20 protein-coding genes and 1 riboswitch are annotated in these 18,387 nt (G+C 71.7%); of the genes, 7 read left to right on the top strand and 13 right to left on the bottom strand.

All coding sequences use genetic code 11. The features are described from left to right. Together AOK11_RS06695 and bioB are read right to left on the bottom strand one after the other, a co-directional pair. Nucleotides 1-1,281, bottom strand: a complete 1,281-nt coding sequence (locus AOK11_RS06695) for an adenosylmethionine--8-amino-7-oxononanoate transaminase (RefSeq protein ID WP_055592703.1) — start codon at nucleotides 1,279-1,281, stop codon at nucleotides 1-3. Beyond that, nucleotides 1,274-2,536, bottom strand: coding sequence for a biotin synthase BioB (bioB, locus tag AOK11_RS06700; RefSeq protein WP_055592704.1), 1,263 nt, complete (start codon nucleotides 2,534-2,536; stop codon nucleotides 1,274-1,276). Before bioB ends, AOK11_RS06695 begins: the two co-directional genes overlap by 8 nt. A 146-nt stretch (nucleotides 2,537-2,682) precedes the next feature. Between bioB and AOK11_RS06705 the strand changes: the two genes are divergently transcribed. After that, nucleotides 2,683-3,810 carry an 8-amino-7-oxononanoate synthase gene (locus tag AOK11_RS06705; protein ID WP_055592705.1) on the top strand — a complete coding sequence of 376 codons (1,128 nt, stop codon included), beginning with the start codon at nucleotides 2,683-2,685 and terminating at the stop codon, nucleotides 3,808-3,810. A gap of 67 nt (nucleotides 3,811-3,877) precedes the next feature. On the opposite strand, the gene AOK11_RS06710 is transcribed toward AOK11_RS06705, so the two are convergent. Continuing rightward, the gene (locus AOK11_RS06710; protein ID WP_055592706.1) at nucleotides 3,878-4,102 is read right to left on the bottom strand and encodes a DUF397 domain-containing protein; all 225 of its coding nucleotides are present in this window, start codon (nucleotides 4,100-4,102) and stop codon (nucleotides 3,878-3,880) included. 9 nt (nucleotides 4,103-4,111) lie between these two features. Beyond that, nucleotides 4,112-4,972 carry a helix-turn-helix domain-containing protein gene (locus AOK11_RS06715; RefSeq protein ID WP_055592707.1) on the bottom strand — a complete coding sequence of 287 codons (861 nt, stop codon included), beginning with the start codon at nucleotides 4,970-4,972 and terminating at the stop codon, nucleotides 4,112-4,114. Nucleotides 4,973-5,184: 212 nt separating this feature from the next. Here AOK11_RS06715 and AOK11_RS06720 point away from each other — a divergent pair, with 212 nt between their 5' ends. After that, a complete protein-coding gene (locus AOK11_RS06720) occupies nucleotides 5,185-5,652 on the top strand; it encodes an ATP-binding protein (protein ID WP_055592708.1) in 468 nt (155 codons plus the stop codon). Nucleotides 5,653-5,839: 187 nt separating this feature from the next. On the opposite strand, the gene AOK11_RS06725 is transcribed toward AOK11_RS06720, so the two are convergent. The 3 genes from AOK11_RS06725 to AOK11_RS06735 form a co-directional block, all read right to left on the bottom strand. Continuing rightward, a complete protein-coding gene (locus tag AOK11_RS06725) occupies nucleotides 5,840-6,313 on the bottom strand; it encodes a C40 family peptidase (protein ID WP_055592709.1) in 474 nt (157 codons plus the stop codon). A gap of 3 nt (nucleotides 6,314-6,316) precedes the next feature. Continuing rightward, nucleotides 6,317-6,517: riboswitch (cyclic di-AMP (ydaO/yuaA leader) on the bottom strand. A gap of 345 nt (nucleotides 6,518-6,862) precedes the next feature. Beyond that, entirely contained in the window at nucleotides 6,863-7,171 is a 309-nt protein-coding gene (locus AOK11_RS06730; protein ID WP_055592710.1) for a hypothetical protein, read from the bottom strand. Between the two features lie 7 nt (nucleotides 7,172-7,178). After that, entirely contained in the window at nucleotides 7,179-7,811 is a 633-nt protein-coding gene (locus AOK11_RS06735) for an ATP-dependent Clp protease proteolytic subunit (protein WP_055592711.1), read from the bottom strand. A 96-nt stretch (nucleotides 7,812-7,907) separates the two neighbouring features. Between AOK11_RS06735 and AOK11_RS06740 the strand changes: the two genes are divergently transcribed. Next, nucleotides 7,908-8,204, top strand: a complete 297-nt coding sequence (locus AOK11_RS06740; RefSeq protein WP_055592712.1) for a type II toxin-antitoxin system Phd/YefM family antitoxin — start codon at nucleotides 7,908-7,910, stop codon at nucleotides 8,202-8,204. A 168-nt stretch (nucleotides 8,205-8,372) separates the two neighbouring features. On the opposite strand, the gene AOK11_RS06745 is transcribed toward AOK11_RS06740, so the two are convergent. Then, nucleotides 8,373-9,098, bottom strand: coding sequence for a lysophospholipid acyltransferase family protein (locus AOK11_RS06745; protein ID WP_055592713.1), 726 nt, complete (start codon nucleotides 9,096-9,098; stop codon nucleotides 8,373-8,375). A gap of 254 nt (nucleotides 9,099-9,352) precedes the next feature. On the opposite strand from AOK11_RS06745, the gene AOK11_RS06750 reads away from it, so the two are divergent. After that, nucleotides 9,353-9,811, top strand: a complete 459-nt coding sequence (locus tag AOK11_RS06750; protein WP_055592714.1) for an RpiB/LacA/LacB family sugar-phosphate isomerase — start codon at nucleotides 9,353-9,355, stop codon at nucleotides 9,809-9,811. Between the two features lie 31 nt (nucleotides 9,812-9,842). Here the strand turns inward: AOK11_RS06750 and AOK11_RS06755 are convergent, their stop codons facing one another. From AOK11_RS06755 to AOK11_RS06775, 5 genes are all read right to left on the bottom strand, one after another. Continuing rightward, nucleotides 9,843-11,072, bottom strand: a complete 1,230-nt coding sequence (locus tag AOK11_RS06755; RefSeq protein ID WP_055592715.1) for a PP2C family protein-serine/threonine phosphatase — start codon at nucleotides 11,070-11,072, stop codon at nucleotides 9,843-9,845. 98 nt (nucleotides 11,073-11,170) lie between these two features. After that, entirely contained in the window at nucleotides 11,171-13,630 is a 2,460-nt protein-coding gene (locus AOK11_RS06760; RefSeq protein WP_240497247.1) for a SpoIIE family protein phosphatase, read from the bottom strand. A gap of 225 nt (nucleotides 13,631-13,855) precedes the next feature. Then, nucleotides 13,856-15,082 (bottom strand): ornithine--oxo-acid transaminase, encoded by a 1,227-nt coding sequence (gene rocD / locus AOK11_RS06765; protein ID WP_055592717.1) that lies wholly within the window; start codon nucleotides 15,080-15,082, stop codon nucleotides 13,856-13,858. After that, nucleotides 15,079-15,891, bottom strand: a complete 813-nt coding sequence (gene ddaH, locus AOK11_RS06770) for a dimethylargininase (protein WP_055592718.1) — start codon at nucleotides 15,889-15,891, stop codon at nucleotides 15,079-15,081. Before ddaH ends, rocD begins: the two co-directional genes overlap by 4 nt. A 155-nt stretch (nucleotides 15,892-16,046) precedes the next feature. Further along, on the bottom strand, nucleotides 16,047-16,529 hold the full coding sequence (locus AOK11_RS06775) for an Lrp/AsnC family transcriptional regulator (RefSeq protein WP_055592719.1): 483 nt from the start codon (nucleotides 16,527-16,529) through the stop codon (nucleotides 16,047-16,049). A gap of 179 nt (nucleotides 16,530-16,708) precedes the next feature. Here AOK11_RS06775 and AOK11_RS06780 point away from each other — a divergent pair, with 179 nt between their 5' ends. From AOK11_RS06780 to AOK11_RS06790, 3 genes are all read left to right on the top strand, one after another. Then, nucleotides 16,709-17,479 carry a LytR/AlgR family response regulator transcription factor gene (locus AOK11_RS06780; RefSeq protein ID WP_055592720.1) on the top strand — a complete coding sequence of 257 codons (771 nt, stop codon included), beginning with the start codon at nucleotides 16,709-16,711 and terminating at the stop codon, nucleotides 17,477-17,479. Nucleotides 17,480-17,490: 11 nt separating this feature from the next. Further along, nucleotides 17,491-17,850 carry a hypothetical protein gene (locus AOK11_RS06785; RefSeq protein ID WP_055592721.1) on the top strand — a complete coding sequence of 120 codons (360 nt, stop codon included), beginning with the start codon at nucleotides 17,491-17,493 and terminating at the stop codon, nucleotides 17,848-17,850. Between the two features lie 15 nt (nucleotides 17,851-17,865). Further along, on the top strand, nucleotides 17,866-18,387 hold a 522-nt coding region (locus AOK11_RS06790), incomplete at its 3' end, for a sodium:solute symporter family transporter (RefSeq protein ID WP_420902971.1).

Raw genomic sequence — 18,387 nt, forward strand, 5'->3', positions numbered from 1 at the left:
TCATCCCTCCTCGGCCGCCGCGCACACCGCGTCCGCGATCCGGGCCACGTCCGTGTCACCGGTGACGTACGGCGGCATGGTGTAGACGAGATCGCGGAACGGCCGCAGCCACACACCCCGGCGCACCGCCGCGCGCGTGGCCGCCTCCATGTCCACGGCGCGATCGAGCTGGACGACGCCGATGGCGCCGAGGACCCGCACGTCACGGACGCCCGGCAGACCGGCCGCCGGCGCCAGCCCGTCCCGCAGGCCCGACTCGATGCGTTTGATCTCCGCGAGCCAGTCCTGCCCGAGCAGCAGCTCGATCGAGGCGCAGGCCACGGCGGCCGCCAGCGGATTGCCCATGAACGTCGGACCGTGCGCCAGCACCGGTACGTCGCCGCGCGAGATGCCGTCGGCCACGCGCGCGGTGCACAGCGTCGCCGCCAGGGTCAGATAGCCGCCGGTCAGTGCCTTGCCCACGCACATCACGTCGGGCGTCACCGCCGCGTGCCCGGCCGCGAACAGCGCGCCCGTACGCCCGAACCCGGTCGCGATCTCGTCGAACACCAGCAGCACGTCGTGCGCGTCGCACGCCTCGCGCAGCACCCGCAGATACGCGGGGGAGTGGAAGCGCATGCCGCCCGCCCCCTGCACCACCGGCTCCACGATCACGGCCGCCAGCTCCCCGGCGTGCCGCCCGATCAGCTCCCGCAGGTGCTCGGCGTACGACTCCTCGTACTCGGCCGGCGGGGCCTGCGCGAACACCTGCTCCGGGAGCACCCCGGTCCACAGCTCGTGCATCCCGCCCTCGGGATCGCAGACCGACATCGGCTGCCAGGTGTCGCCGTGGTAGCCGCCCCGCCAGGTCAGCAACCGCCGCTTCTCGGGCTTTCCGAGCGAACGCCAGTACTGCAGGCACATCTTGACGGCCACCTCGACCGACACCGAGCCCGAATCGGCGAGGAAGACATGCTCGAGGCCGTCGGGTGACATGTCGACAAGGAGCTTCGCCAGCCGGACGGCGGGCTCGTGCGTGAGCCCGCCGAACATCACATGGCTCATCCGCCCGAGCTGGTCGCGCGCGGCCTCGTTCAGCACCGGGTGGTTGTAGCCGTGGATCGCCGACCACCAGGACGACATCCCGTCGACCAGCTCGCCCGAGCCGTCGGCGAGCCGCAGCCGCACCCCGTTCGCCGACTCCACGACGAGCGGTTCCCGGCGGCCCGGCATGGGACCGTACGGATGCCAGACGTGTCGTCGGTCCAGCTCGAGGAGTTCGGGTACGGACCACTCAGGCATTGGGCGCGAGATCCGTTCCGGCACCCCGTCGGCGGACGGCGACGAGATCGGTACGCGGCCCGTCGGCCGGACCGGCTTCCTCCGTGGCCGTCCCCGGGCCCGAGGCCCCCTCCGCCCCTGCGCCCGTGCCCGTGTCCGAGGACGCCTCCGCGCCCCCGCACACACCCGCGCCGGAGGAGGCCGACCCGCACCCGCCGCCCTCGTGGGACCCGCATCCGCCGCCTTCGTGGGTTCCGCACCCGCCCACGCCGACCCGGTGTTCCGGCAGGGTCACCCGGTCGGTGCCCTCCACCTCGAACCCGGCGTCCGCGATCATCTCCAGGTCGGCCCGGCCTGCCTGACCCTCGCTGGTGAGATAGTCGCCGAGGAAGATCGAGTTGGCCAGGTGCAGCGCGAGCGGCTGCATGGTGCGCAGATGCACCTCCCGGCCGCCCGCGATCCGTACCTCGACGTCCGGGCACACGAACCGCACCATCGCCAGGATCCTGAGGCACCGCTGCGGGCTGAGGTTCCATTCCTTCGCGAGGGGCGTGCCCTCGAACGGGATCAGGAAGTTCACCGGCACCGAGTCCGGGTCCAGCTCGCGCAGCGCGAAGACCACGTCGACCAGGTCCGCGTCGCTCTCACCCATGCCGGCGATCAGACCGGAGCAGGCGGACAGACCGGCCGCGTGCGCCTTGTGCACGGTGTCCACACGGTCGGCGTACGTGTGCGTGGTGGTGATGTCCCCGTAGGTGGCCTCGGAGGTGTTGAGGTTGTGGTTGTAGGCGTCCGCGCCCGCCTCGCGCAGCCGCTCCGCCTGCCCCTCGGAGAGCAGTCCGAGGCAGGCGCACACCTCGACACCCTCGTTGCCCTCCTTGATCGCCCTGATCGTGTCGGAGACACGGTCCACGTCACGGTCGGTCGGACCGCGGCCGCTGGCCACCAGGCACACCCGCTTGGCGCCGCCCACCAGCCCGGCCGCGGCCGCCTGCGAGGCCTGGTCGGGCTTGAGCCAGGTGTACTTCAGGATGTCGGCCTTCGAGCCGAGCCGCTGGGAACAGTAGGAGCAGTCCTCCGGGCACAGGCCGGACTTGAGGTTGACCAGATAGTTGAGTTTCACCCGCCGTCCGAACCAGTGCCGCCGCACCTTTCCGGCCGCGGCCACCACGTCGAGCAGGTCGTCGTCGGACGTCCCGAGGACGGCCAGCGCTTCCGCACGGGTCGGCGTCTCGCGCCGAAGCCCCTTGTCCACCAGCGTGTTCAGCAGGTCCATGAGAGCCGATCCTGTCCTATTCGGCCGCCCCGGCCAAGGAGGGTTCGTACAACAGAGGCGCCATCGGCTGTGGGCATGGCCACACAGTGGTCCGGCGGCCGTCCCGCTAGTGTCTGTTCACTGCCTACAAAAGCACCGGAGGAGCCATGGCGTTCGGCTGGATCGACGAGCAGGCGGAGCTGCGCCGCCGGGCCGGGCTCGTACGGACCCTGCGCCCGCGGGCCGCCGGTGCCCCGCTCCTCGATCTGGCGAGCAACGACTACCTGGGTCTGGTCCGTCATCCGGAAGTGGCCGAGGGCGCGGCGCGGGCCGCCCGGACCTGGGGCGGCGGGGCCACCGGGTCCCGGCTCGTCACCGGCACCACCGAGCTGCACACCGAGCTGGAACGCGAGCTGGCCGACTTCTGCGGCTTCGAGGCGGCGCTCGTCCTCTCCTCCGGATACGCGGCCAACCTCGCCGCCGTCACCGCGCTGGCCCCGCACGGCTCGCTGATCGTGTCCGACGCCGGCAACCACGCCTCCCTGATCGACGGCTGCCGGCTGGCCCGGGGCAGGACGCAGGTCGTGGCGCACGCCGATCCGGACGCCGCGCGCAAGGCGCTGAGCGGGCACGACGGAACCGCCGTCGCCGTGTCCGACACGGTCTTCTCGGTCGACGGGGACGCCGCACCGCTCGCCGCGCTGGCGGAAGCGTGCCGTGAGCACGGCGCGGGGCTGGTGCTCGACGACGCCCACGGCCTCGGGGTGCTCGGGGACGGCGGACGCGGCGCCCCGCACGCGGCGGGGCTCGCCGGCGCCGAGGACGTCGTGGTGACACTCACGCTGTCCAAGTCGCTCGGCAGCCAGGGCGGAGCCGTGCTCGGCCCGGCACGGGTCGTCGAGCATCTGGTCAACACGGCCCGGACGTTCATCTTCGACACGGGCCTCGCCCCGGCGGCCGCGGGTGCCGCGCTCGCGGCCCTGCGACTGCTGCGCCGTGAACCCGGGCGTGCGGCGCGGGCGGGCGCGGTGGCGCGCGACCTGCACCACCGGCTGACGGCCGCGGGCCTCGAAGCCGTACGCCCCGATGCCGCGGTCGTCTCCGTGCGTGCCCCGTCCCCGGAGCAGGCCGTGCGATGGGCGGCCGACTGCCGGGCGGCCGGCCTGTCCGTGGGCTGCTTCCGTCCTCCTTCCGTGCCCGACGGCATCTCACGGCTCAGACTGACCGCCCGCGCGGACCTGTCCGGGGCCGAGATCGAACGCGCTGTGCAGGTGATCGGCGACACGCGGCCATGAGTCGGCGTGACACGGCCGTGAGCTGCCCGATGACGGACGGGCGGACGAGTGCCGGCGGACCGGCGGGTCAGTGAACCGCGGCCACGAACTCCGCCCAGCTCCCGGGGGAGACGAGCAGCGCGGGTCCGGCCGGGTTCTTGGAATCGCGCACGGCGAGCAGTCCGGCTCCGGGGCCGAAGGCCGGCCGGGCCGTCTCCACGCAGTTGTTCGCGCCCGTGCTGTAGCTGCTGCGCAGCCACCGCACACCGTGCAGGTCGGTGCTGGAGGGAAGGGTCCGAGGCGGAGCGGGCATCGTACCTCCTTACACGCCGGCAGCTGTCCCGGCGATGAAATCCAACGAGTCCTCTGGCGAAAGGGCGTGGACCGAGAGGGCGTTGAAAGCCTCCGAGTACGCCCGGAGGTCTTCTTTCCACTCCAGATAGAGGCTACTCGTCAAGTGGTCGAGAACTACAACGTCTAGATCAGAAGTGCGCGAAAATGAGAAGATTACGAAAGGCCCGGTGACGCCGATGTGCGCCCCGGCAGTGAACGGCAGTACCTGAAGCCTTACCTGGGGAAGGCGCGCCGCCTCCACCAGCCGTTCCAGCTGACGGGTCATGACACCGGGACCGCCGACCTGCCGCCGCAGCACCGCCTCGTCGAGGACCGCGCTCAACTCCAGTGGCGGATCCGCCCGCAGGACGTCCTGTCTGGCCAGCCGTACCTCCACCAGTGTGTCCAGCCGCTCCTCGGAGGCGCCCTCCAGGGCGGCCTCGGTCACCGCCCGCGCGTACTCGGGCGTCTGCAGCAGTCCGGGAACCACTGTGGTCTCCAGGGTGCGCATGGCGCTGGCCTGTGACTCCAGGCTGATGAAGTCCCGGTAGGTGGGCGGCAGTACCCCGCGGTACGCGTGCCACCAGTGGTGCCGTCCGCCGTTGTCGTCGGACCCCGCCAGGACCAGCAGCAACTCCCGCAACTGGACGTCGGCCAGACCGTAGGCGTCGAGCAGTAACCGCACATCGGCCGGTTTCACCCCGCTCGTGCCCGTCTCGATGCGGCTCACCTTCGACTGGTGCCAGCCCACCAGCCGGGCCGCCTCACCACTGGTGAACCCCGCCGACGTGCGCAACGAGCGCAGTTCGGCGCCCAGTTTCCGGCGGCGTACCGCGGGACCGTGCTGCATGGCTTCCCCCCTTACTCCCTTGATGTCACCCAAATACGGTCTCCCGTCGCAGAGTTCACCGCTTTGAGCGACAGATATATGCATATCTCGGCTGTATCGCCGCCGACGGCCTGCGGTGATGGCAGTCTGACGACGAAGCACCAGTGCGGGACCGTACTCGAATCAGCCGCTCCGTGTCGGACTGCGGTCCCGTGGAAAGGGACGACATCGCCATGGCAGACCATCTGGAAGCATCCATCACTCTGCCGAGCGATCCCGCCTCGGTCTCCGCGGCGCGCGCCCATGCGGTGGGCACGCTGGCGGAGTGGGGCATGCCGGAGGACACGGAAGTGTCCGACACCGTCCGGCTGATCGTGTCCGAACTCGCGACCAACGCCGTGCAGCACACCCTGGGGCAGTCGCCCACGTTCACCGTGGACCTCGCCCTCGACCGCGACGACCAGCTGTGCATCGGGGTCACCGACAGCCACCCGAGGTTCCCCAAGCGGCTCCCCGCGGCGGTCCAGCAGGACAACGGCCGGGGGCTGGTCATCATCCGCTGGCTGACCGTGGAATGCGGCGGCAGGATGAGGGTCCGCCCCACCGGAGAGGGCGGGAAGACCGTCTCCGTCGTCCTCCCGTGGCCCGTCCCCGCAGAGCCGGCCACGGCGGTCGACGCGGCAGGGCGGCAGGAACCGTAGGCGGTCACGGCAGGAACGAGGACGAGGGCGGGAGGCGGGGCGAGCGGACGCGGAAAGGCGAAAAGAGGACCTGCGCACCCGTTCGGGCGATACGCAGATCCTCGAGCCGCCGCACCGGTGCGTGGTCCGGGCGTCGTGCGGAGCGTTGGGCGGGGCGGCGGCAGAGGGGTGCCGCCGCCCTCGCGGATCACTTCACCCGGCCGTACCAGACGCTGCGGGTCCAGATCTTCTGCAGGCGCACCACGTCCCCGGTCTTGGGCGCGTGCCAGAGCTTGCCCTGGCCCGCGTAGATGCCCACGTGGTAGACGTTCGATCCCGAGTGGAAGAAGACCAGGTCCCCCGCCTTGCGGTTCGAGGCGGAGATGTGGCGGGTCTTGTTGTACTGCTGGGCCGCAGTACGGGGCAGCTGTTTGCCCGCCTTCTTGAACGAGTAGAGGGTGAGTCCGGAGCAGTCGAAGCGGCTCGGTCCGGTGGCACCCCACCGGTAGGGCGCGCCCTTCTTGGATGCGGCGATCTTGAGGGCCTTGGTGGCTGTAGTCGCGGCCGCCGCCTCCGAGGCGGCGCCGGGGAGGACGATCGAGCCGCCCACGGCGGCAAGGGTGAGGGCCGAGGCCGTGCCGGCCCTGGCCATGAGAGACGGGACACGATTGAGCGCGGTCATGCGCAACCCTTCGTCAGCCGCCTGTGAAGGATGACCTGTCGGATTCGGGCTGGCGAAGTTGCCCGGCCGCACGAGTGCGGCTTCACCCCAAGGGCTGCTCGGCGCGGGAATCGAACTCCCGTTCCGGCAACCCGTCTTGCTCGGGTCCTCCACTCCTGCCGATCCACTCCTGTCGACCGGTCATCCGGGCGGCGGCAGGACTCGGCGTCCGCCCGGATCGCCCCGCCGCGGCGGCGGGGTCTTGTCGTCAGTGAGCGATCTTGGCAACCGTCGGCCCGAAATCCCAATGGAACCGGGGGTTTGTGTTGTTACTCACCACTCATCCGTTCGAGTGGACAGCTCCGCGTCCGGGCTGCCGTCCGGAGTGCCGAGGAGGCCCGGACCAGCATCGGAATGACCTGTTCCGGTAAGTGGCCACGCGGGGTGCGCAACTGGGGCGGCCCGAAAAGAAGTGGTCGTCTACGCCGGTTGGCGGTACCCCCTTTGGTCCGTTTCAACTTCGGTGCGGACGCGGCACCGACACCGTCCCCGGCCGGACCGGTACAGGCGTCAACTGCCGGAGCCCGGCGGCAGCGTGACCCGGGCCGTGCGCCGGTCGCCGTCCAGCACCCGCAGGGCCCGGGCCAGCGTGGCGGCGTGCAGTTCGGTCTCGCCGCGCCGGTGCATCAGGGTCAGCGCGTCGCGCAGTGCGACGGCTTTGCCGACCAGTGCCTGTGCGGCGCGCAGTCCACGATAGGTGTCGCCGTCGCGGGCCGGGTTGATCCGGCCGAGCAGGTCGACGGCCTCGAGGTAACAGTCGATCAACTCCGCCTCCGCGCGGGTCAGTGCGGGCAGCGGTGGCAGTTCGGGAGGCAGCATCGGCGGCTCACCTCGCGCCGGGAGTGGGACGCGGGATCTCACGGCCGGTCAGGACCCGGTCGGCGAGGCCGTACTCCACTGCCGCCCGCGCATCGAGGACGGTGTCCCGCTCGATGTCCGACCGAGCCTGCTCCGGGGTGCGGTGGGTGTGCCGGACCAGTATCTCCTCGATCCGGTCCCGGACCCGCGACGCCTCCTCCGCCTGGACGGCCGGATCGCTCACGCTTTCCGCCGGCTCCGGCAGTACCGGCTGACGGAGCACCAGCCGCGCCCCCGGCAGGACGTACCGCTTGCCCGGCGTCCCGGCGGCCAGGAGCAGGGCGGCCGCCCCCTCGGCCCGGCCCGTGCAGACCGTCTCCACCTCGCAGGTGACGAAGCGCAGGGTGTCGTAGAGCGCCGACATGGCGTGGAAGGAGCCGCCGGGGGAGTTGACGTAGAGGGCGATGTCCCGGTCGGGGGCCCGGTGCTCCAGGTGCATGAACCGGGCGATCAGGTCGTTCGCGGAGGTCTCGTCGATCGGCGTCCCCAGGAGGACGATCCGCTCCTCCATCAGCTTCGCGTACGGATCCGTGGTCCGGTGCCCGAACGCCGTGTGGCCGGTGAACCCGGGCACGGCGTGACGGGCGAACGGTCGGGGCATGGGCTCCTCCTCATGGCAGCTGTCCGCATGGGGGCTGTCCGCGCGGCGGCTATCGGTGAAAAATGTACAGGACGTACGTGACGTTATGATGGGGGTATGGCCTACGAGATTCCAGTGACACAGGCGAGGGCTGAGCTCGCCGACCTGATCAACCGTGTGGTGTACGGCGGTGAGCGCGTCGTTGTGACCCGGCACGGAAAGCCCCTCGTCGCCCTTGTTTCCGCCGATGACCTGCGCCGACTCGATCAGCTCCAGGAGCTCGACGAGGACCGGGAGCCCGTCGGCGAGCGGATGGTCAGCACGGTGGCCGGGGTCCACGGGGCCGCGTCCGCTCCCCGCGAACAGCAGCGCTTCGGCATCGCCGCGGAGCACCGGGGAACAGCCACGTCGTAGGCGGCCAGGCGGCCAGGCGGCGAGGGGTCCCGGTGGTCCGTCGCCCTCACGGTCCGGCCCGGCGGACGAGCAGTGAGGGGCGGCCGGACGACTCCGGCCGCCCCTCACTCATGGGCTGCTCATGCGCTTACCGGGCCGGTGGCCCGCTCGGCCCGTCCGGCGGGCGGTTCAGCTCCGCGGCAACCGCGGGAACCGGCGCTTCTCCTCCGCCTTGCGCTCGGCCTCCTCGGCCTTGGCGACGGCCGCGTACTGGTCGACGTACTCCTGCCCGGACAGCTTCAGGATGGCGTACATGATCTCGTCGGTGATGGCCCGCAGGACCGCCCGCTCGTCCTCCATGCCTTCGTAGCGCGAGAAGTCGAGGGGTTCGCCGAAGCGGATCACCACGGGGTGGAGGTTGGGGATGATCTTGCCGGGCGGCTGCGCCTCGAAGGTGCCGATCATCGCGCACGGAATCACCGGGGCGCCGGCCTTGAGGGCCATCACCGCGACCCCGACCTTGCCCTTGTAGAGGCGCCCGTCGTGCGACCGCGTGCCCTCCGGGTAGATGCCGAGCAACTCCCCCTTGCCCAGTACCCCCAGGCCTTCCCGGATGGCGGCCTGGCCTGCGTCCTTGCCGGAGCGGTCGACCGGGATCTGCCCCGCGCTGTGGAAGAAGAACGCCGTCAGCCGGCCCTTGATGCCGGGGCCGGTGAAGTACTCGGCCTTGGCGAGGAACGTGATGCGCCGCTTGAGGATCGAGGGCATCAGGAAATGGTCCGAGAACGACAGATGGTTGCCGGCGACGATGGCCGCACCGGACGACGGCACATGCTCCAGGCCCTCTATTCGAGGCCGGAAGACCAGTCTCAGCAGCGGGCCCACAAGTACATATTTCAGCAGGTAGTAGAACAAGGGCGCGCTCCTCGACTCCGTCGGACGGGCCCAGCGGCGTGTTGCAGCAGGTCAACCGGCACGTCGTGGGGTTGTCAGTGTAGGTCGGGGCGGGACTGTCCGGCACCATGTACGACAGGGCCGGGGTGGAGCCCGCCGGACGGATGAACGTCCGTCAGTGCACGGGCGGGCGCGGACGTGTGCCGCCGCGGTCCTTCGCCCGGGCCCGCTTCACGGACGGAGCGCCCCGAGAGGGCTCCGTTAGGCTTCGTACCATGCGGATCTCCGTCTCCTCCGACATGGACGAACCCGTGGCCCGCGCCCTGCTCGCCGAGCTGCGCGAGCGCGGCCACGAGGTGCGCGTGCACGGTGCCCTGAGTCCCGGGAGCGACGCGCGGTGGGCGTTCTGCTCCGAGGCGGCCGCCCGCGACGTCGCCGACGGGACCGCGGACCAGGCGGTGGTGTGCTGCTGGACCGGCACGGGTGCCTCGATCGCGGCCAACAAGGTGCCGGGCGTACGGGCGGCCCTGTGCACGGACGCCTACACGGCGGACGGCGCGCGCCGCTGGAACGACGCCAACGTGCTGGCGCTCGGCCTGCGGCTGACGTCCGAACCGCTGCTGAAGGAGATCCTCGACGCCTGGTTCGCCCCGGTGTCCGGCCGGGACGAGGAGGACCGGCGCAACGTGGACCGGGTGGCCCGGCTCGACGACACACGCCTCACCCGCGGCTGACCGGACCCGTCTTCGGACGTGGCGCGAACCGTCACAGCCGGACGACGATCAGCGCGGTGTCGTCGATGGCGCCGCCGGGTGGCAGCAGCTCCAGCAGCACGATGTCCGCCAGTGACTCCGGATCCCGTGTCCGGTGGCGGCGCAGCGACTCGGCGAGCCGGAACAGCCCGGTGTCGATGTCCTCCCGGCGGCGTTCGACCAGACCGTCGGTGTAGAGCACCAGGGTGGACCCGGGCGTGAAGGCGGCCGTCGCCTCGGACCTCGGGGCCGGTTCGGGGAGGGCGTCGAGCGGGGGATCGGTGGCCCGGTCGAGGAACTCCACCCGCCCGTCGTGGTGGACCAGCACGGGAGGGAGATGACCGGCGCTGCTGTACGTGATGGTGTGCCGGTCGAAGTCGACGAAGGTGGTGACCACGGTCGCGGACTCGGCGCCGTCGACCACGTGGGCGTAGCGCCCCACGACGTCCAGGGCCTCGGCGGGCCCTGCCGCGACCCGCGAGGCGGCGGTGAGAGCGCTGCGCAGCTGGCCCATGACCCCGGCCGCCTCCAGCCCGTGCCCGACGACGTCGCCCACGGACACGCCGATGCGGTGGCCGCTCACCAGGTCGACCAGGTCGTACCAGTCCCCGCAGACGTTGAGCGCGCCCACCGCCGGTCGGTAGCGCACGGCGGCCCGGTGGTGGCCCACCTGCCGGGGGGCGGGCAGCATCGCCTCCTGCAGCACCAGCGCCACCTGCCGCTCCCGGGCGTGCGCCTGGCGCAGCCGATGGTTGAGTTCCTGCAGTTCGCGGGCGCGTGTGTACAGCTCGGCCTCCAGGACCCGGCCCTGGTCGATGCCGACACGGTCGCGGGCCCGCATCAGCTCGGTGACCTCCTCGACCCGGTGCACGATCAGGACCACGCTGCCGTCACTGCTCAGCACCGGCGTGTTCACCGGGCTCCAGTAGCGCTCCTCCCACTCGCCGGGGTGCTCCCGGCTCTCGACGTCGTAGCGCTGCAGGGCCATGGTGTCGCGCTCGCCGGTGGCCATGACGCGCAGCAGCGAGGCGTGCAGGTTGCGCGCGCCGGAGGAGCTGGGATTGTTCGGGTTGTCCGGAAAGACGTCGAACAGATAGCGGCCCAGCAGCTCCTCCCGGGAGAGCCCGGTGCCCTCGAGGAACGCCTCGTTGACATCGGCGTACACCAGACCCGGGGTCAGGATCGCCACCATGCCGGGCAGGGCGTGGTACACCGCTGCGTAGTCGATCGCCGTTCGTGTCATGACCGGTGCCCCATTGTCGGAATTGCATCATTTTTTCACATCATGAGCGAATTAGGGGCGGCAGGGGTGCCGACGGGAGACGCGCGGTGCCGGAGGCGTCAGCCGAGGAGAGGCTCGTCCGGGCCGGTCAGCGACTGCTCGGCCCAGATGACCTTTCCGTCGGGAACGAAGCGGGTGCCCCACTGCTGGGCGAGCTGTGAGACCAGCAGCAGGCCGCGTCCGCCCTCGTCCATGGCGCGGGGATGGCGCAGATGGGGTGTGGTCGCCCCGCCGTCGTACACCTCGCAGACCAGCGCGCGCTCACGGATCAGCCGCAGCCGGACGGGACCGGTGGCGTACCGGATGGCATTGGTGACCAGTTCGCTGACGATCAGCTCCGTGGTGAAGACCAGCTCGTCCAGGCCCCAGCGGCCCAGCTGCCGGGTGGCCGTCCTGCGGGCCTCGGCCACCGCGGCCGGATCCGTCGGCAGGTCCCAGAACGCCACCTGGCCGGCGTCCAGGAGCCGGGTACGGGCCAGCAGCAGCGCCACGTCGTCGTACGGGCGGGTCGGCACCAGGGCGTCCACCACCGTCCGGCACAGTGTTTCCAGCGAGGGCGCGGACCCTTGCAGTGCCTGTCGCAACCGGTCCTGACCGCCCGCGGTCGAACCGGTCACCGTGTCGGTCAGCAGACCGTCGGTGTGCAGGGCGAGTGTGCTGCCCTCGGCCAAAGACAACTCCCTCGCCTCGAACGGCGGGCCACCCACGCCGAGCGGGGGCCCCGCCGACAGCTCGACGAAGCCGGCCGTGCCGTCCGGCGACACCAGTGCGGGCGGGGGATGGCCCGCGGCGGCCATCGCGCACCGGCCGTCGACCGGGTCGTAGATGACGTACAGGCAGCCGGAGCCCACGGCCTGGCCGTAGGTCCCCACCGGGTCCGAGCCTTCCTCCCGCGCGGACCGCGCCACCAGGTCGTCGAGATGCGCGAGTACCTCCTCGGGCGGCAGATCCAGCGCGGCCAGGGTCCGTACGGCGGTCCGCAGCCGGCCCATCGCGGCGGCGGCGTCGATGCCGTGCCCGGGGACCTCGCCGACGACGAGGGCGACGCGGGCACCGGGCAGCGGGATCAGGTCGTACCAGTCGCCGCCCAGACCTGTCAGCTCGTCGGCCGGGCGGTAGCACGCGGCCACCTCGACGGCGTCCTGCTCCGGGAGCAGGCGGGGCAGCAGGCTGCGCTGCAGCGCGAGCGCCGCGTCCCGCTCCCTGGTGTAGCGGCGGGCGTTGTCCACACTGACGGCGGCGCGGGAGACGAGGTCCTCGGCGAGGTTCAGGTCGTCCTCGCGGAAGGGGTCCCTGCGGCGCCGGAAGAACACGGTGACGCCCAGGGTGACCCCCCGGGCGCGGATCGGCACGACCATCACACTCTGCAGCCCCAGCTCCAGGAACGTGGCCTCCCGGTGGCCGGGCGCGCTCGCGGCCCACCCCGGGGCGAGCGGGTCGAGTTGCTCCTGACGCCAGGACCGGCCCGTGGCCAGGCAGCGGACCGGCGGTGAACCGGGCAGGTAGGAGACCGGCGTGCCGATGTCCCGGACCGTGCGCGGCAGGTCCTCGTGCACCGACCGGTGGCCCGCGCGGTGCAACGGCGCCCCGTCCGTCTCGGTGAGCGGGCCCGGCGGGAGTTCGGCGCCCCGCAGCACCGTCTCCAGAAGATCCACGGTCACGAAGTCCGCGAGCTCCGGGACGGCGACGTCGGCCAGCTCCTGTGCGGTGTGCATGACATTCAGGGTGCGGCCGATGAGCCGGCCGGCCCGGTCGAGCAGCGCGAGGCGCTGGCGCGCGCGGTGCCGATCGGTGATGTCGACGACGCTGTAGCAGACGCCCATCGGGTGGCCCCGGTCGTCGTCGAGCCGGGTGAACGACAGCATGTGCGCGGTTTCCCGCAGCGGCGCCGAACGGGCCTGGCCGACCTGCTCGAAGTCGGTCACCGACTCGCCGGTTTCCAGGACGTGGCGCATCTGCGCCTCGACGAGTTCGGCGTCCAGGCCGGGCTGGACATCGGCGAACCGCAGCCCCAGCCGCTGCTGGGCGGGGCCGCCGCCGAACTGCTCGAGCGCGGGGTTCGACCACACGTACCGCAGGTCCGTGTCCACGATCGCGAACCCGATCGCCGATCCGACGACCATCTGCTCCAGCATCGTGCGGCTCATGTTCCAGCCGGGGGAGCCGGCCAGCTCCGACAACAGCACCAGCAGGGACGAGCGGCCCTGCGGCTTCACGGTTTGCAGCACCCTGACCATGACGGGGACCGGATGTCCGTCCTGGTGCCGGGCCGTCATCAGGCCCGCCCAGCCGCCGTCGGCCCGGCAGCGCCCGACCAGCTCCGGCACCCGCTCGGCGTTCTCGGCGGTCAGCAGATCGGACAGCTTTCCCCCCACCGCCTCGGGCGCCGTGTAGCCCAGCAGCCGCTCGGCCGGTCCGGTCCAGTTCGTCACCACGCCCTGCGGATCGAGCAGCAGGGGAGCGGCGTCGGCCACGTCGAACCCCTGCCGGGCAGCGTCCTGCTCCCCGTGTCCGCTCACGTGTCCGCCCACGGCCGACCTCATCCGTCGCTGGGAGTGGTCCTCCACCTCTTGACCCCATCTTCACCCGGGAACCGGGCCGGGGGCTTCCTGGGCGAGGCCAGGAAGCCCCCGGCCCGGTGAACAACGGGGGGACGGGTGGACGGGGCGCAGAGACTGGTCCGTCTGCCCGTCTGCCCGTCCCCGTCCGCCGCGGGTCGGGCGGGGACGGGCACGAGACGAAGGTCAGCCGCCCTGGCCCAGCACCTTCCCCAGCGTCTCCAAAGCGTCCCGCAGTTCCTCGCCCCGGACGGTGAGCGGCGGGGCCAGCCGGATGGTGGACCCGTGGGTGTCCTTGACCAGGACTCCCTCCCGCATCAGCCGCTCACTGACCTCACGGCCGGTGCCGAGCGCGGGGTCGACGTCGACGCCCGCCCACAGTCCGCGCGAGCGGAAGCCGACGACGCCCTTGCCGACCAGGGCTTCCAGTCCGCCGCGCAGCACCACGCCCAGTTCCGCCGCCCGACGCTGGAACTCGCCCGTCTCCAGCAGCTCCACCACCGCCGTGCCGACGGCCGCGGCCAGCGGATTGCCACCGAACGTCGAGCCGTGCTCGCCGGGGTGCAGAACTCCGAGCACCTCGCGGCGGGCCACCACCGCCGACACCGGGACGATGCCGCCGCCCAGTGCCTTGCCGAGCAGCACCATGTCCGGGACGACCGACTCGTGGTCCACGGCGAGCGTGTGCCCCGTACGGCCGAGCCCCGACTGGATCTCGTCCGCGACGAACAGGCACCCCGCGCGGCGCGTCAGTTCCCGTACGCCCGCCAGATAGCCGTCGTCGGGGATGTTCACCCCCGCCTCGCCCTGGATCGGCTCGATCAGCACCGCCGCCGTCGTGTCGTCGACCGCCGCCTCCAGAGCCGCCAGGTCGTTGTACGGGACGACCCGGAAGCCGGGGGTGAAGGGCCCGAAGCCGGCGCGGGCGGTCTCGTCCGTCGAGAAGCTGACGATGGTCGTCGTCCGGCCGTGGAAGTTGTCCGCGGCGACCACGATCGTCGCCCGGTCGGCCGGGACGCCCTTCACGTCGTAGGCCCACTTGCGGGCCACCTTCACCGCGCTCTCGACCGCCTCCGCGCCGGTGTTCATGGGCAGCACCATGTCCAGCCCGGTCAGCGCGGCCAGCCGCTCGGCGAACTCGGCGAGCCGGTCGTTGTGGAAGGCGCGCGAGGTCAGCGTGAGACGGTCCAGCTGGCGGTGCGCCGCCTCGATCAGCGCGGGATGCCGGTGGCCGAAGTTGAGCGCCGAATAGCCGGCCAGCATGTCGAGGTAGCGGCGGCCCTCCACGTCCTCCACCCACGCGCCCTCCGCGCGGGCGACGACCACGGGCAGCGGGTGGTAGTTGTGCGCGAGGACCGGCTCCTCCGCACCGATCAGCTCGGCGGACGAACGGGTACGGGTGGCAGTGGTCATGAGCGGATCTCCTGAGTGCAGCACTTGATCCCGCCGCCCGCCTTGTGGAACTCGGACAGGTCGACGGGGACGGGAACGTAACCGCGCTCGGCGAGCCGCGCGGTGAGGGCCGTGGCCTCCGGGGAGACGAACACATGGCGTCCGTCGGAGACGGAGTTCAGGCCGAAGGCCATGGCGTCCTCGCGGGTCGCGGTCACCGCGTCCGGATACAGCCGGGCCAGCACCTCGCGGCTCCCCGGCGAGAACGCCTCCGGGTAGTACGCGATGTTCTCCTCGTCCAGCGCGAACAGCGCCGTGTCCAGGTGGTAGAAGTACGGATCCACCAGCGTCAGGCCGATCACGGGCACCCCGAAGAACTCCTGTGCCTCGGCGTGTGCCCCGCGGGTGGTGCGGAACCCGGTGCCGGCGAGGATCCAGCGTCCGGCGGGAACCAGGTCGCCCTCGCCCTCGCACACCGACTCGGGACGGTGGACGTCGAAGCCCTCCGCCTTGAACCAGGTCTCGTACGGCACGGACTCGGGGCGCCGCTCGGGCGGCAGGAACAGGGAGCCGAGGACACGGCCCCCGACGACGACCGCCGCGTTCGCGGCGAACACCATGTCGGGCAGGCCGGGTACCGGTTTCACGCTGTCCACGGTATGGCCGTGGGCGCGGTAGACGTCGACCAGCGTGCGCCACTGGCGCTGGGCCAGGGCGAGGTCGACGGGACGGTCGGGACGCATCCAGGGGTTGATCGCGTACCGCACGTCGAAGTGTCCGGGATCGCAGACGAGATAGCGCCGTCGGGACGGCACACGGGCATCGGTCACAGAGGGGTGCCTCCGCTTCCACGCGGTGTCATCAGGGGTACGTCCACGGTAGAAAGCGACCAGGCCGGACGACAAGGAACATGAGTTGCGCGCTCACGCAGTAATGCTGCGTGTTGCGACTGCTCCACGCACGTCTGCTGCGCCTTGTGCGGTCCTTACGGAGCCGGCTGGCTCGCGCCCGCCTCCGGACTCTCCGGGATCAGATGGGACAGCACCATCACACTGATCGTCTTCCGGATGAACGGCTCCGCACGAATCCGCTCCAGCACTTCCTCGAAGTGCTCCACGTCCCGTGCCCGCAGATGCAGCAGCGCGTCGGCACCCCCGGTCACCGTCATCGCCGCGGCGATCTCCGGATGGTTGCGCACCACCTCCGCCAGCCGCCGGGGCGGCGCCGCCCCCTCGCAGTACACCTCGACGTACGCCTCCGTCCGCCAGCCCAGCGCCGACGGCCGCACCGTCGCCGTGAACCCGGTGATCACCCCCGTCTCGCGCAGACGGTCCACCCGGCGCTTGACCGCCGTCGACGACAGGCCGACCGCCGCGCCGATCTCGGCGAAGGACGTCCGGGCGTTCGCCATCAGCGCGGTGACGATCTGTCGGTCGAGCTCGTCGAACGGCGCGGGCCTGCTGCTCATACCCGCACTGTAACCAGCGCCGGCCGGCCTCCGCCGTCACGCGGCGACCGGTGCCGGTCGCGGCGGCGCCCGTACACCGCCCCGAGTCCGCGAAACCGTCCGGGGCCCCTCCCGGACGACGGAAAAGCCCACGTCCGAGCCATGTCCAGACGTGGCAATCCCCTTTAGACTCCACCTTCATGCTGCGCGCCCTGGCCGTCGACGACGAACGCCCCTCGCTGGAGGAACTGCTCTACCTGCTGCACGCGGACCCCCGCATCGGCAGTGCCGAGGGCGCCGGCGACGCGACCGAGGCGCTGCGCCGCATCAACCGCGCCCTGGAGTCTGGGCCCGACGGACCCGAGGCCGTCGACGTCGTCTTCCTCGACATCCAGATGCCCGGCCTCGACGGACTCGATCTCGCCCGGCTGCTCGGCGGGTTCGCCCGGCCGCCGCTGGTCGTGTTCGTCACCGCACACGAGGACTTCGCCGTGCAGGCCTTCGACCTCAAGGCCGTCGACTACGTCCTCAAGCCCGTCCGCAAGGAGAGACTGGCCGAGGCGGTCCGTCGCGTCGTCGAACTGCGCGCCGCCGCGCAGCGCGGCAGCGCCCCGCGCATCCCCGTGCACGAACCCGACCCGGACCACATAGCCGTCGAACTCGGCGGGGTGACCCGCTTCGTCGCCGTCGACGACATCACGCACGTGGAGGCCCACGGCGACTACGCCCGCCTGCACACCGACCGGGGCAGCCACCTCGTCCGCATACCGCTGTCCACCCTGGAGGAACGCTGGCGCTCGCGCGGCTTCGTCCGCATCCACCGCCGCCATCTGGTCGCCCTGCGCCACATCGGGGAACTCCGCCTCGACGCGGGCACCGTGAGCGTCCTGATCGGCTCCGAGGAGCTCCAGGTCAGCCGGCGGCACGCCCGTGAACTGCGGGACCTGCTGATGCGCCGGACCACGAGCTAGGGGGAGAAAGCGTGCCCCAGGACCCGACCGAACGCCGCGTGGTCGTCACCGGCCCGCCCCGCCGCGCCCGCCGCTCCTTCGGCTACTACCGCCCGCGCACCGAGATCGACGAGCAGACCACCCTCGGCCACACCTACGTCCGTTCCCTGATGCGCATCCAACTGCGCACCGGACTGACCGTGTTCGCCGTCCTCGTCCTGCTCATCGGCCCCCTCCCGCTGGTCTTCGCGGCCGCCCCGGACGCACGCAGGCTGGAATGGGCGGTCCTCGGCTTCGGGCTCTACCCCCCGCTGGTCCTGCTCGCCCGCTGGTACGTACGCCGCGCCGAACGCAACGAACGCGACTTCGTGCGGCTCGTCGAGGACCGCTGAGGGAACGCAGGCACCGTGAACTCCAGTTACGCCGTACCCGCCGTGGCCCTCGTCGTCCTGGCGACCATCCTCGTCGGCGCCTTCGGCCTGCGGATCTCGCGCACCACCTCCGACTTCTACGTCGCGTCGCGCACGGTCGGCCCGCGCCTGAACGCGGCCGCCATCAGCGGCGAGTACCTCTCCGCCGCGTCCTTCCTCGGCATCGCGGGCCTGGTCCTGGTCCAGGGCCCCGACATGCTCTGGTACCCGGTCGGCTACACCGCCGGCTACCTGGTGCTGCTGCTGTTCGTCGCCGCCCCGCTGCGCCGCTCCGGCGCCTACACGCTGCCCGACTTCGCCGAGGCCCGGCTCGCCTCGCAGGCCGTGCGGCGGCTCGCGGGCGCCTTCGTCGTCGGCGTCGGCTGGCTGTACCTGCTGCCGCAGCTCCAGGGCGCGGGGCTCACCCTGACCGTGCTGACCGGTGCCCCCGACTGGCTCGGCGGAGTGATCGTCGCCGTCGTGGTCACCGTCATCGTCGCCGCCGGCGGCATGCGCAGC

The sequence above is a fragment of the Streptomyces hirsutus genome, assembly GCF_001418415.1.
GTDB classification, from domain to species: domain Bacteria; phylum Actinomycetota; class Actinomycetes; order Streptomycetales; family Streptomycetaceae; genus Streptomyces; species Streptomyces hirsutus.